This window comes from Tardiphaga sp. 841_E9_N1_2, assembly GCF_051811065.1.
Lineage (GTDB): Bacteria > Pseudomonadota > Alphaproteobacteria > Rhizobiales > Xanthobacteraceae > Tardiphaga > Tardiphaga robiniae.
Genome location: NZ_JBPWQC010000001.1, coordinates 3,047,027 through 3,061,579, shown reverse-complemented (window position 1 = coordinate 3,061,579; position 14,553 = coordinate 3,047,027). Strand labels below are relative to the sequence as shown.

Genomic DNA, 14,553 nt, shown 5'->3' with positions numbered 1-14,553 from the left:
ACGTCTCGCTGTTGTGCTGGGAAATTCCTCATGCGGAAGACTATGGCGCTCGATCGACGAAGTGTTCTTGCGTTTGCTGCGATCTTGGCCCTGCCGCGCCTGGCAGTCGCGCAGGTGGCGCCCGAGCGGCGGCGCGTCTCATTCCTACTGAGCACCGCCTATGACGAGCCTATGACCGTTGCACGCCTGGCAGCGATGAAGGCCCGACTTGCCGAGCTTGGATGGGTCGATGGGCGTGTGATCGAGTATGAAGCGCTGTCGTGTCTGAACGATCCGGTCCAACGCAAGGCGATGGCCAAGCAGATCGTGGCACGGACGCCGGATCTCATCATCACGGGTGGCGTGCTCGACGCCCAAGCCATTCTGAGCGAGACCCAGACCATTCCGCTCGTCTTCTCGACGGCCGCGGATCCGGTTAGCAGTGGATTTGTGCAGAGCCTGGTGCGCCCGGGGGGAAATGCCACAGGCTTCACGACCAGCCACCCATCTATGGGCAGCAAATGGCTGGAGATCCTTTTGGAGCTTGCACCTCGCGTCAAGCGCGTCGGTGTGATCTTCAATCCGCTCTCCGCGCCCCGCAATGGCGACTACTATCTCGATCCGTTGAGGGAGATGGCATCATCTTTCGGCGTTGACATCATCCCGCTTCCGATTTCGGATTCGGACAACATATCCGCGCAAATTGCCCGGCTCGGCGGTGCACCGGCCGGCGGGCTTGTCGTGACGCCGGATGCGTTCACCGTCCTCAACCGCAAGGCGATCGTATCCGCTGTCGCGGCAAATGCGGTCCCGGCGGTCTATTCCTATCACTTCTTTATGACCGAAGGTGGCCTGGTCTCCTACGGGTTCAAGTATGAATCGGCGGCGTCGGAGCGCTCGGAGCTGGTGGAGGCGATGGTCGAATATATCGACCTGATCTTGCGCGGCGCCAAGCCCGCGGAGCTGCCGGTGCGATCGCCGCGCACCTATCAGCTGATCATCAATCTCAAGACTGCGAAGTCACTGAACCTGACGGTGCCGCCGGTGCTGCTGGCCCGCGCGGACAAGATCATCGAATGAGCGCGATCGGCGCCGATCGCGATACACGACCACCGGTACGCGGCGGTCTGTTCCGCAAGTATCTCGTTTCCTTTCTGGTGGTCGTTTCGGCAGCGCTGATCGCCAACAATGTGATCGATGCGATATTCTCCTATCGCGAGCAGCAACGCCTGCTGATCGCCGTGCAACGCGAGCAGGCCGGTGCCGCGGCGGACAAGATCGATCAGTTTCTCAAGGAGATCGAGCGGCAGCTCGTCTGGTTGTCCCAGCTCTCGCTACAGATGCTTCCGCCAGAAGAGATGCGCGTCACCGGCATTCGTCTGCTACGCCTGACGCCGGCGATCTCCGAGATCGCTCAGCTCGATCCGCAAGGTCGCGAGCAATTGCGGGTATCGCGCTATGTGCGTGACATGGTCCGCAGCAATACGGATCTTTCGCAGTCTCCCGCATTTGTCGATGCGAAGGCGCGCGGCATCTACTATGGGCCGATCTTCTTTTTCCGCGAGACCGAGCCCTATATCACGGTTGCCGTGAGCGGCGCGGATGGCGGCGTGATTATCGCCGATGTCAATCTGCGCTTCATGTGGGATCTCGTCTCGCAGATTAAGGTTGGCAATGAGGGGAATGCCTTCGTCGTCGATACGAGGGGGCGCCTGATAGCCCATCCCGATCTCCGCCTTGTGCTGAAGAACACCGATCTGTCGGGGCTTCCGCAGGTTGCGTCCGCTCTCGCCGGTAACGCCGACAGTGACGCAGGTTCCGTCGTCACCGATCTCGCGGGGAAACGCGTTCTGTCCGTTCACACATCCATCGCGCCGATCGGCTGGAAGGTGTTCGTCGAACTGCCAACTCACGAAGCCTATGCGTCGCTTTACGCGTCGATGCTCAATTCGGCACTGCTGCTGCTTGTCTCGCTATTCTGTGCGTTTCTCGCGGCGCTGTTGCTCAGCCGCCGTATGGCAGATCCCATTCGTGCGCTGACGGAAGGCGCTGAACGCATCGGAAGTGGTGATCTCGATCAGAGACTCGTCATTCGGACGGGTGACGAACTGCAGACCCTGGGCGAGCAATTCAACCAGATGGCAGAGCGCCTGCGGGAGTCATACCTGACCCTCGAAGGACGGGTTGCGGCGCGGACGACCGAACTTGCACAGGCGCGCGATCAAGCGATCGAGGAACGGGCAGAAGCGCATCACGCGCGACAGGCGGCCGAACTGGCCAATGAAACCAAGTCGCGCTTCCTCGCCGTGGTCAGCCATGAACTGCGGACTCCACTCAACGGCGTGATAGGCGTGCTGCAATTGCTCGATAATAGCCGCCTGGACGAGCGTCAGATCCGCTTGCTCACGGCCGCCAAGGTCTCGGGCGATACCCTGCTCGCACTGATCGAATCGATTCTCGACTATGCCCGCCTCGAAGCAGGCGCCGACAAGCTCGAATTCCGCAGTTTTCGCCTGGATCAACTGATCGAAGCAGATCTGGATCTGTTGAGGGAGGAGGCGGAGGCGAAGGGATTGACGTTGAGCCTGTCGATGCGAGGCGATGTGGCCGCGGATGTCGCCGGCGACCCGATCAAGCTGAATCGATTGGTGCTCAATTTACTCGGCAACGCTGTCAAATTCACCGCGCGAGGTAGCGTCCAGGTCGATCTCGCATTCGATACACTGGATGCTCCCGGCATGCTCCATCTGTCGGTTACGGATACGGGTATCGGAATCGCGCCGGATATTCAGGAGCGCATCTTCGAAGACTTCGTGCAGGCTGACAGCGATATCGAGCGTCGGTTCGGCGGGACGGGGCTTGGCCTCGCCATTTCCCGCCGGTTGGCGCGGCTGATGGCCGGCAATCTCTCGGTCCGCAGCGAACTCGGCAAGGGAAGCACGTTTACTCTGTCCATTCCCCTCGATCGGGCGCAACTGGTGCCGGCCGTTGTCGAGACGAGACCTCCGGCGACGAAGCTGTCCGTGCTGCTCGTCGATGACGATCCGGTCAATCGCGACGTGGGGCATGCCCTCCTTGTTCGTCTCGGTCACGAGCCAGTCGTAGCATCGAGTGGGGCCATGGCTCTGGAGCTCGTTCGCTCAGGTGCCTTCGACGTCGTACTCATGGATGTGCATATGCCGGAGATGGACGGCATTGCCACGGCCAGGCTCATTCGGAAACTGCAGCTTGATCGATCGCCACGGATTATCGCACTGACAGCCGACTTGTCGGATCGCACACAGGGACGGCTCACTGCCAATGGCATCCGCGCGCGCGTCGGCAAGCCGATCACGCTACAGGCGCTGCAATCAGCCTTGCAGGCGGGTGTCGACGATCTGCCAGGCGCCCCGGTTGGTGCGTCCGAGCTAACCGCTGGTTCTCTCATCGATGACGATTTCTTTAACGATCAGGAAGAACTGCTAGGGGTGCCCCGGTTGCGTGGTCTGCGCACCATCTTCCTTGACACCTGCCTTCCGCTGACGCGGAGCATGGTGGAAGCGGCCAGCATGGGGGATCGGCATCACATGCAACGCCTGGCGCATCGGATCGGCAGTGCGGCCAGTGCGCTCGGTCTCGAACGTCTGTTCTTCCAATGCAACGGGATCGAGGCTGATGCGGCGCGATTGCCGGCAGATGCGCTTGAAGCTGTTGCCGTCCAGCTGGAGGCAACCTGCCGTGAATCTATCGCTGCGCTCAATGAACGGTTGCGAGAGTCCGAACAGGCCTAGCGCTTTGATTCGAGCATGAGTTTGTAACCTATGCCCGTCACGGTCGTGATCAGGGGCTGGTTGCTGCCGCTGGCGAGTTTGCGTCGGAGTCTGGCAACGAGGGCGTCGACGGTACGTATATCGACATCGGTCTGCCGATTGCTGACGACTTCGATCAGATACTCCCGGCTGAGCGGCCTTCCGTCGGCGCCGACCAGCGCTGCGAGCAGATCAAATTCGGCGCGCGTGAGATGCACCAGCTCGCCGCCGAGCGTGGACAGTTCGCGTCGCACGAGATCGATGATCCAGCGTCCGAAGACGATCGTGGTGCCGGCGGTCGCGGCGTCACGCTCGATCGCGCGGCGCCTGAGGACCGAGCGAGCGCGCGCGAGCAGGTCGCGCAGGTTAATCGGCTTCGTGACGTAGTGATCGCCAGCCACCTCGAGGCCAAGGATCCGATCAACTTCGGTATCGCGGCGCGTGACGAATATGATGCCGGCCTGGCTTACGCTCTGGATCTCTCTCGCGAGTTCGAACCCATCGCCGTCCGGAAGCTGAACGTCGATGAAAACGAGCTCGGCGCCGTTCTTCCTGATCTTCTGACGGCACTCAGCGCAATTTGCCGCTTCGGCGACGTCAAAGTTGTGATCGGTGAAGTAACCGGCCAGCATGGCCCGCGTCACGGGGTCGTCCTCGACGATCAGGAGCCGGTCGCGGCGCTGCGAATCTCGGTTAAATGAAGGGACCGGCGCCGACATCTTGTGCTCCTGCCGTATCAATGGAATGGCATCTGACCGAAAGCAAGTGATCTGTCCGTTGTTGCCATCTCTGGAGTCTAGTAGCGGATCGAGCCGCCGGCGAACACCATCCAGCCGTCGAGGCTGGAAGCGCTGGCGCGTCGTTCGCTCAGCTCCACGAAGCCGGACAGCGACGGGGCGTCGGGTGCCTGCGGCGCGAGCTGGAAGCGCATACCGCCACCATAGTTGTTCGCGCGAATGACGGGGATTTCCAATACGGTCGGCATTTCATAGCGGCGCTCGCCAGTAGCTGCAAAGACGTAAGGTACGATTGCATGCGGTTCGGCGATGAACGGGAGCTGGGTGCTCCAGCCGAACTCTCCGCGTCCCACCCAGCCTGTATCGCCGGCGAGCGTGCCGGCGGCGAAGCCGGACAGCATGTTGGTGCCAATGATCGGAAACTGCTCGGATGTGAGCATCGGGCGACCGAATGATGTCTGGCCTGCGAGTCCTGCCGAGAGAAAGAGATTCTCGGGAAACGTTTGCATGACGTCGATGCGACCGTCGAGCTTGCTGAATTCGGCGTCTGCGCCTTGCCGCGAAAGTGGGAGCAACGGCGTTGCATCGGCTATGGAGCGGGCCCCAAGCGCATTGATGCCGTGAGAATAGGTTGCCGTGTAGTTGAGGGTGGTTCCGCTTTCGCGTAGTCGCAGGATGCCGTCGAGGCCGACGCGTGGCACGCGCGTACGGTCAAGCGATAGCGGCGTGGCCGGTGTCGTAATCAGCGTGCTGACCTGTTCCTCTGTGAGATCAAATCGCGCATTGAAGCTCAGTTCGGTGTCGCGGCGTTTGACAATATCGTAGGCGAGTTTTGCGCGCCCTTGCCGGAAAACACCCTGTGATGCGAATATCGCATCAACCCGCGGGGTCGTGCGACCATCGGTGACGCCGAGTTCGAACCGCCAGCCGTCGATACCGAGTGGGACGGCGAGGTTTGCACCGAGATAGCGGCGCGTAGGATAGGGCGTCACGAAATCACTGTCGGGCAGTCCGGCGATGGAGATCGAGATCTGTTCGCCAAATCCCGTCAGATTGTTGAGCGAGAAATACGTTGCCGCCTGCCACTCGCCAAAGGATTTGGGCATGCCATTGTCGAGATAGAGGCTCGCCGAGACTGGCCTGTACCGGCCGCTAAGCACCAGAACAGAGCTGCCGACGGCCGAGCCGGAAGCAAAAGTGGCATTGAGAACGAGACCCGGTGTATCGCCCGCAATCAGCAATTGCCGTTCGAGTTCGCTCTGCGTGAGGCGTCGCTTGTTGAGCAACGGCGCCAGCACGGCTGCAACGCGAGCAGCCGATGTTCCGGACAGGGTGCTGGTATCGAATTTCTCGACATAGCCGTCAATGACGCGCAGCTTTACACGTGCGCGCCGATCAAGTTCCTGGGGCAGGATGACGACGCGCACGAGCGGGTAGCCTGCGCGCACATAGGCTTGCTGCAACTTGTCGGCAAGGCCGAACAGATCTGCGACCGTAACGGACCTTCCCAGCAACGTCGCCGCGGCTTCTTTTCTCGCTATGGCGATCTCATCAAATTCGCCTTCGATGTCGATCCCGGTTAGGATGAAAGTCAGCTTTTTGGCAGCGTCCGGCACGGTTGAGCCGGCGGCGATTTGCGGCAAGGTAATACGCGTCGATGCGGGCGGCGTGGCAATCGTGGGTGGTTGTACGAGGCTTGGTGCGGGAGCGGGGGATTGAGCGAGCGCGCCGCTGCACGGCGATCCCAAGGCGATTGCGATCAACGCTAAGGATTTCTTTGTCGAACGAATAGACATCAAGACAGCCCCAGAACTTCCCACGTGCAGTGCGCATGCATCCGTCGGTCATGCGCAATCCGACGACTGGCATCGTCAGGCTGCAGCGACGCGGCGCATATATGCATGGATAGTTTGGGCATGCATCAACCATAACGGTCGTTGATGGCCGATGTGAACGAGCGTTCACACGGTGTTCGAAACTGATTGCATCCAGCCCCTAATAAGACGCTGGTATCATGGGCATCGGCCGCGTTTGCGCAGCCCGGGGCGGTTCTGCGCTCAACCGATGCAATTGATCGCTTAGGAGTTGAGCAGGTGAGAGATCGTTTCGGCACTTCCATTCGTTGTGATTCCGCTTCGCATGCGCTCAAGCGCGCGATGGCACGGTTGATCCTCGTTGCCGCGATTGTCGCGGGCGTGGTCGATGTTTTGCCGGCCCGGGCGCAGCAGGAAGCACCGAAATATGAAGTCACCGGATTCCGCGATGCCCGTTTCGGCATGACGGAGGCGGAGGTGCGGGCCATCGTGACGAAGGCATTCAATGTCAAGGGGACCGACATCGCGAGCAGCGTGAACAGCATCGAGGGCACGAATGTCCTGACCGTCGCTGTGCCGTCGCTCGATCCTGGTCCGGGCGCTGCACGGGTCGCCTACATCTTCGGCAACAAGTCGAAGAAGCTCATTCAGGTCAATGTCGTCTGGGGCGAGGTCGCCTCCACGCCGCCGGTCGATCCCAATGCGATGATCACTGCCGGCACGCGTCTTGAGCGCTATCTCGCAGGCTTTGTCTGGAAGAAGGACACGCTCCGCTCCGGCATTCCCGTTGGCGACAATACGATTGTGCTGTTCGCCGGCGAGGATGAGAAGAAGGGGGCGGTCCGGCTGATCGCCGATGGCGTCAAATACCAGATGCAGCGCGAAGGCAATCAGACCACGTCGCCGGACCCGAAGGGGCCGCCGAAGCTGATCATCAACTACATCGCTGAACGCGACGATCCCGACATTGCGCGGATCGAGCGCGGCAAATTCTAAACAGGGCAGACAAGACGACCTCGGGAGCGCCGGTCAACGGCGCCCGTGCAGGTGACAGGAGCTGGGCATGACACAGACATATGACGTGACGCCGATCCGCGGCAGCGTGAGGGCGGCTTTCGCACCGCTGGTGTTCGGCTGCGTGGTGTTCAGTGGCAGCATTGCACTGGCGCAGACGCTGCCGGGCGGAGGCACCGTGACCCATGGCGCCGCGAGTATCGCCGCGCCGTCGAACGGGACGCTGAACGTCAACCAATCCTCGAACAGCGCCATCATCAACTGGAATTCGTTCTCGATCGGTGCCGGTGGCACCGTCAACTTCAACCAGCCGAGCGCGGCGGCTGCCACCCTCAACCGCGTTACGGGTACCACGCCCTCCAGCATCGCCGGCACGATCAACGCGCCCGGCACCGTGCTGCTGGTTAATCCGAACGGTATCGCGATCACTAATACGGGTGTCGTCAATACTGGCTCTTTCGCGGCCTCAACGCTCGACATCAGGAACGAGGACTTCCTATCGGGCAAATACAAGTTTACCGGTAACGGCTCGTCGGCTGTTGTCACCAATGCCGGCCGCATCAACGTGTCCGACGGCGGCTTCGCAGCGTTGCTCGGTGGCCGCGTCGCCAATGACGGCGTCATTTCGGCGCGGCTCGGCAAGGTCGGTCTCGGCTCCGGCGAGATGATTACGCTCGATCTGTCCGGCGACGGCTTCCTGTCGGTCGCTGTACCGTCCAACCAGCTTGGCAATCTCGTCGATGGCACCGGCAAGGCGCTGGTGACCAATAGCGGAAGGATCCGTGCCGATGGCGGACAGGTGTTCCTCAGCGCCGCCACGGCGAACAACATCCTGCGCGATGCGGTGAACGTCCCGGGCACGATCCGCGCCAATTCGGTCGGCACCCGCGCCGGGCGCATCGTGCTCGGTGGCGGCGAGGGTGGCCGCGTCAACGTGTCCGGCCGTGTCACGGCGACCGGCAAGTCGCGCGATCAGGTGGCTGCCAAAAAGACAGGCGGCCAGATCGACATCAGCGGCGCCGAGATCGCGCTGGCCGGTGCGCGCATCGACGCGTCGGGCGCGGCCGGCGGCGGCGGCGTTCGCATCGGTGGCGATGCCTATGGTCGCGGCGATTTCCAGCATGCCGTCAAGGTTACGGCGGATTCGGCGACGGTGATCCGCGCCGACGCGCTGGACAGCGGCAAGGGCGGCAAGATCGTGCTGTGGTCGGACGGTCTCACCAGCGTGCGCAGTACGTTGTCGGCGCGCGGCGGTGTCAATGGCGGCGACGGCGGCCTCATTGAGACCTCGGGCAAGCAGCTTGATTTCGCTGGCATCCGCGTCGATGCGTCAGCGCCGAAGGGCCGCACCGGCGACTGGCTGCTCGATCCGGTCACACTGACCATCGATTCCGCGGCGGCGGCGACCATCGGCGCCAATCTCGGCGCGGCCAATGTCACGCTGATCACCACGGCATCGTCCGCGAGCGGCCCGGGCAACCAGACGCAGGGCGCCGGCGATATCATCATCAATGCGCCGATCTCCTGGACATCGGCCAATACGCTGTATCTCAATGCCTATCGCGACATCCAGATCAACGGCACGATATCCGGCCGCAACGGGACGCTGTGGCTGACGTCGCCCGGCAGCATCTCGCAGACCGCGCCGATCATGGTGTCTAACCTGGTGCTCCCGATGACGTTCACGTCGGTATCACTGACCAGCGCCGGTAATGTCGTCGGCCGGCTGTCGAGCGATACAGCGAGTGTGGGCTGGGGGAACGAAGACCCGCAGCCGTTTACTCCCGGTTCGGTGGCCTTCACCAACAACGGCAATCTGGTAACCGGCGACCTCATTGGGCGCGATATATCGCTGGTGATCGGCGGCTCGCTCACTTTCGAAGGCAGCATTCGCGCAACAGGGACGGCGGCCTCGACCTCGACATCGATCGTGGCGTCGGGCGACGTCACTGCCGGAAGGATCGGCAGCATTGTCGGCGGCAATATATCGATCACGTCGGGTGGTGCGATCACCACCAACTCGCTGGGCTCGTTCGGCACGATCAATCTGCGGTCGGCCGGAAATATCCAGATCAACGATCACATTTCCAACTTCAACAGTGCGCTGACTTCGGTGACGCTCCGCTCCGACAACGGCCTCGTCAACTTCGCGTCCAATGCGCGGGTGAATACGGCCACGCCCGTCGAAATCTTTTACAATCCCTATGCGGCAACCGGCAGCTACGCCAATACGATCAACTATTCCAGCATCACGCAGAGCGGCTACGGCGCGACCGTGGCAGCGTATATGCTGGTGAATGATGTCTACCAATTGAAGGGAATCGAATCCAATCTCGGCGGTAACTACGCGCTGGGCCGGGACATCGATGCCAGCGTGACGTCGACCTGGACCTGTCTGAGCGGCATCTGTCGCGGCTTCGATCCGATCGGTGCGTTTGGAGATGGTCGCCCCTATCAGGGCTTCACCGGTACGCTCGATGGCCGCGGCTATGCGATCCTGAACATGTACCAACGCCGCGGCGAAGGGCAGGTCGGCGGTGGCGATGTCGGCGTGTTCTACCGGAACAATGGCACGATCCGGAATGTCGGTATCATCGGCGGTTCGTTCAGTGGCAATGCCAGCTATGTCGGTTCGATCGCCGCAGAGAACAATGGCACGCTGACGAATGTTTATTCGACGGCGAGCGTGACCAACATCGCCAGTTCGCTGGGCGCGGGCGGTCTGGTGGCACGCAATAATGGCATCATCAATGGCGGCTCCTATTCGACCGGTGCCATCCGCGGCTATGTTGTTGGCGGCATCGCCGGCTACAATTACGGTACCATCCAGGACTCCTATTCGGCCGGCTCGGTCACCGGCGCGACGGCAGGTGGCATTGCCGGCATCAATGGCGAAGGCGCCATGGTCCGCTGGACTTATTCGCTTGCCAGCGTGAACGGCACGAGCTGGACCGGCGGTCTTGTTGGCGAAAATCAATGGAGCGTGATGGGCTTCGCGTCGCTTCAAGATTCGTATTTCGCGGGCGTGGTGTCCGGCACCAATGTGGGTGGCATCGTCGGGCGCAACCAGTTCCGCGACTGGGATACGATGGAAAGCTTCAATTCCCAGCACAGCCAGTCAGCACGCATCTGGCATGTTTACTGGGATCAGGCCACGTCCGGCACCAGCCGCGCCTTCGGTCGCTCCTATCACGACATGCCCGGCGGCTGGACGTCGGAGCAGATTCAATATGTTGCTGCGCTGAACACGAATTCCGACAACAGCCCGTATTCGCTTAACTCCTACAGCAATTTCAACGACCCGAACTATCTCAATGGATACCAGGAAGGCAACTTTCACTCCCACTGGTACATGGTGGACGGCTATACGCGCCCGTTCCTGAAGGCCGAATATTCGACCAACATCCAGAACCTGCACCAGTTGCAACTGGTGAATATGAACGGTGCTGCCAGTTACAAGCTTGCGCGCGACATCAACGCGTCGGCAGACTTGTCCACCGGGATGTGGAAGGGCAACGCCTTCTCGCCGATCTCGCCGATCAGCTATAGCGGTTACACGACGAAGTACTTCATGCGCCTGCAATTTGGCGAGAATCGACCGTCCGATTCGTATGAGGTCTGGAACAATGGAGTGCGCGAGGTCTACACGACTGTTTATACGCTGGGCGAGACAGGATATTCGCAGTCGGGACAGTTCGCCGACTACGCGAAAACAGCAGCCTCGTTCACCGGAACATTGGACGGCCAGGGTCACGCGATCAGAAACCTCTTCGTGAATATGACCGACGGCAATCATGCGGGCGTGTTTGCCTATCTGGCATCCGGCAGCGTGGTGAAGAATCTCGGCGTCGTCGATAGCAGGATCATAGCCGACTGGGGATCTGCCGGCTCGATCGCTGGCGTGAGCGACGGCACGATCTTCCGCTCATGGGCGTCGCGCAGCGATGACGCGAGCGGGGTCTATTCGAACTGGGCCGCCGGCGGCCTGGTCGGCTACAATCGCGGCACGATCGAAGAGTCCTACAGCACAGTCGCGGTCGAGGCTGTTGGCCAGCAGTCTGATTACGTCACCTTTGTCGGCCAAGGGGGCGGCCTCGCCGGCGTCAACGTGAACGAAAACGGCGGACCCGGGCGGATCGTCAATTCCTATGCGACGGGCCTCGTGCGCGGCAATGGCACGATCGGCGGTCTCGTCGGTACCAATGCGACCAATGACGGCACGGGCACCATCATTAATTCCTATACGACCGGGCGGCTCGACCGAGCCTGGAACTATGGGGTGCACTTTGTCGGCTCGGTCGTCGGGCGCAATGTAAGCGACAACGGGCGGACGGGAACGGTCACCAATACGTATTACGATTCCAGCGTCTCGAATCCGTCCTGGCTCAATCCCAATCGTGGCCAGACCTTCGTCGGCACCGGCCTGACCACGGCGCAGATGCAGGATCTCAACACGTTCCGCACCGTCTATACCGGCTGGGATTATCGCAATGTCTGGATTCCGTCGAACAGCGCGGGCCAGTCGGATGGCGTCGCGCGCTATCCGGAATTCTACTGGGCGAATCACGTCGCCGTCGTCGAGACGTCGAACGCCACGCGTATGTATGGCGATGCCAATACGACGCTGGCGGCGATGATCTACGGCCTCAAAAACTATGATACGTCGAATGTGATGCCGATCACTGTGAGCTCGACCGCCAACCAGTCGTCCGGCGTCGGCACCTATGCCGTGTCGGCAGGCTTGACCGTATTGCCGCCGCAGGTTGTTGGCGGCGGCGCTCCTGGTCAAACGGGCATCTATCAGCAGTACGTGGGTATGCGGATCAATAACGGGTCCGACATTATCTGGGATCGGGCCTCGACAGCACAACAGATCGCAGACCGCATCAACCAGTTCACTGGGCAGAATGGCGTCACAGCGGCAGTCAATGGAAATGGCGCCGTCGTTCTCACTGGTACCAGCACGTTCTCGCTGGTTCCGATGGGGGTGACGATTGGCGATGGCGTGGCCTGGCTGCATCTGACGCCATATGTCCAGATCACATCGACCCAGCTTCAACCCGTCAGCACCGACGGGGCGCGCTACCGCATTGTCAACCTGCCGAGCGGGCAATTGACGGTGACGCAACGTGCGATCACGGTGGCCGCCGATGCCGGTCAGGGCAAGACCTATGGCGACACAGGTTCTGCCCTCACTTGGCAGGTGACCAGTGGATCGTTGGTGAATGGCGACAGTCTCACCGGCACGATCGGCCGCGCCGCGGGCGAGAATGCCGGCAACTATGCCATCAATCAGGGCTCGCTCGCCGCATCCTCGAACTATCGGGTGAGCTTCGTCGGGACCGATTACAGTATAGCCAAGCGCACCGTCACGCTGTCGCTCACCGGCACGGTGGAGAAGCAGTATGACGGCACCAACACCGCCGCGCTCGGCACCAGCAATTTCACGCTGAGCAATGTGGTTGCGGGCGATGCCGGGCTGCTATCGGTGGCGAACCTGCCGACCTCGGGCAGCTATGACAATGCCAATGCCGGAAGCGGCAAGACCGTCACCTTCAATCTCGGTTCCGGCGGCCTCGCCGGCAGCGCGGCCGGCAATTACACGCTAGTCGTCACGAACAGCCGCAATATTGGCAGTGTCACCAAGGCAGCGCTGACCATCACGGCGAACGACCAGTCCAAGACCTATGGCGATACGCTCGCCCTCGGCAGCACCGGTTACAGTGTCGGCGGCACGCTCTATGGCACCGACCGTGTGACGGGTGTGACACTGGCGAGCCTCGGCGCGGACGCACTGGCGAATGTGACCGGCGCGCCTTACGGGATCACGGCCAGCAATGCACTCGGCAATGGCCTCGGCAATTACACCATCAGCTATGTCGGCGGTTCGCTGTCGGTCGCTGCGGCGGACATCATCGTGTCGGCGAATGGTGGCAGCTCGGTCTATGGCCAGTTGCCGTCCAATCCGGGCCTCTCGGCGAATGGTTTGAAGAACGGTCAGGATGTCGATGTCCTGACCGGCCTGAGCAATTCATTCGGCATCCTGCCGACGACGGGCGTGGCTGGCGGTCCGTATACGCTCAGCGTGGCGGGAACACTGACCAATGCGAATTATCGTGTGGCGGCGCGCAACGACGCCAGCTGGACCGTCACACCGGCGTCTATCGTGGTCACGGCCAATGGCGGCACATCGGTCTATGGCAGCTCGCCGCTCAATCCTGGTCTGTCGGCCACCGGCTTGCAGAATAACGAGGGCGTCGACGTTCTGGCGGGCCTTCGCAACTCGTTCGGCATTACTGCGACCAGCGGCGTGGCTCATGGGCCATATGCGCTCAGTGTGCTCGGCACGCTGGCCAATCCAAACTATCAGGTCTCCGCATTCAATCCGGGCAGTTGGACCGTCACGCCGGCCTCCATTGTTGTCACGGCCAATGGCGGCACATCGGTCTATGGCAGTTCGCCGCTCAATCCCGGCTTGTCGGCCATCGGTTTGCAGAACGGTCAGGGGATTGAGGTTCTGACCGGGCTCGTCAATTCGTTCGGCATCACCGGCCGGACCGGCGTCGCGGGCAATCCCTATTTGCTCGACGTAGCCGGAACGCTGACCAATCCGAACTATGCGATCTCGGCCCGCAACAGTGGCGTCTGGATCGTGACGGCCGCGCCGCTGACAGTCACCGCAGATCCCCAGAGCAAGATGTTCGCAGAGCTTGATCCGGCGCTGACCTATCGTCTCACCGGCGGCACGCTGTTCAACGGCGATCGCTTCTCCGGCTCGCTGGAGCGCGCGCTGGGTGATGTGGTGGGCGACTATGCCATTCGGCTAGGCTCGCTCGGCGTTTCGCCTAACTATGCGCTGAGCTATGACGGGGCAGTTTTCACAATCAAGTCGTTCAACGTCTCGCTCGCGCCGAGCCCCGGTCTGATCGCCGTGGTCAACCCGGCGGCGCCAACGACCAATACGATGTCGCCGTCTCCTGTCGGCAGTCCGAAGTCCTCCTTCGATAACCTCTTCCAGGAGCCGCCGAGATCGCCGGCTCCAACCGGAATCGTCGCCGGCAGTGCTGGCGGGAGAACCAACACTAACGGATCGTCCAACGATGACGTGACGAACTCCATCGGTGGTGAGCGCGGCGGCGACAGAAAGCGGAGGAACGGTCGGTGAAACAACTTTCGCCGGCAGCTCAGCGTCTCTGAATTGCTCTCAAATAAACGGATAGT

General features: G+C 61.4%; 6 protein-coding genes. 4 read left to right on the top strand and 2 right to left on the bottom strand.

Features of this window, described 5'->3' with window-relative positions; all coding sequences use genetic code 11:
- Positions 1–30 precede the first annotated feature (30 nt).
- A complete protein-coding gene (locus AB8A50_RS14730) occupies positions 31–1,059 on the top strand; it encodes an ABC transporter substrate-binding protein (protein ID WP_439078158.1) in 1,029 nt (342 codons plus the stop codon).
- A complete protein-coding gene (locus tag AB8A50_RS14725) occupies positions 1,056–3,749 on the top strand; it encodes an ATP-binding protein (protein ID WP_439078156.1) in 2,694 nt (897 codons plus the stop codon). Before AB8A50_RS14730 ends, AB8A50_RS14725 begins: the two co-directional genes overlap by 4 nt.
- Here AB8A50_RS14725 and AB8A50_RS14720 read toward each other — a convergent pair.
- Together AB8A50_RS14720 and AB8A50_RS14715 are read right to left on the bottom strand one after the other, a co-directional pair.
- Positions 3,746–4,486, bottom strand: coding sequence for a response regulator transcription factor (locus AB8A50_RS14720; RefSeq protein ID WP_093756926.1), 741 nt, complete (start codon positions 4,484–4,486; stop codon positions 3,746–3,748). The two genes, AB8A50_RS14725 and AB8A50_RS14720, sit on opposite strands and share 4 nt — an antisense overlap.
- 77 nt (positions 4,487–4,563) lie before the next feature.
- Positions 4,564–6,147, bottom strand: a complete 1,584-nt coding sequence (locus AB8A50_RS14715; RefSeq protein WP_439078154.1) for a ShlB/FhaC/HecB family hemolysin secretion/activation protein — start codon at positions 6,145–6,147, stop codon at positions 4,564–4,566.
- Between the two features lie 513 nt (positions 6,148–6,660).
- Here AB8A50_RS14715 and AB8A50_RS14710 point away from each other — a divergent pair.
- The gene (locus tag AB8A50_RS14710; RefSeq protein WP_120293213.1) at positions 6,661–7,314 is read left to right on the top strand and encodes a hypothetical protein; all 654 of its coding nucleotides are present in this window, start codon (positions 6,661–6,663) and stop codon (positions 7,312–7,314) included.
- A 67-nt stretch (positions 7,315–7,381) separates the two neighbouring features.
- The gene (locus tag AB8A50_RS14705; RefSeq protein WP_439078153.1) at positions 7,382–14,497 is read left to right on the top strand and encodes an MBG domain-containing protein; all 7,116 of its coding nucleotides are present in this window, start codon (positions 7,382–7,384) and stop codon (positions 14,495–14,497) included.
- The last annotated feature ends 56 nt before the right edge of the window (positions 14,498–14,553 follow it).

What these genes read in the sequence shown, in the direction of transcription:
- AB8A50_RS14710 (WP_120293213.1), top strand. Translation starts at nt 6,661, where the DNA reads ATGGCACGGTTGATCCTCGTTGCCGCGATTGTCGCGGGCGTGGTCGAT.
- AB8A50_RS14720 (WP_093756926.1), bottom strand. Translation starts at nt 4,486, where the DNA reads ATGTCGGCGCCGGTCCCTTCATTTAACCGAGATTCGCAGCGCCGCGAC.
- AB8A50_RS14705 (WP_439078153.1), top strand. Translation starts at nt 7,382, where the DNA reads ATGACACAGACATATGACGTGACGCCGATCCGCGGCAGCGTGAGGGCG.
- AB8A50_RS14725 (WP_439078156.1), top strand. Translation starts at nt 1,056, where the DNA reads ATGAGCGCGATCGGCGCCGATCGCGATACACGACCACCGGTACGCGGC.
- AB8A50_RS14730 (WP_439078158.1), top strand. Translation starts at nt 31, where the DNA reads ATGCGGAAGACTATGGCGCTCGATCGACGAAGTGTTCTTGCGTTTGCT.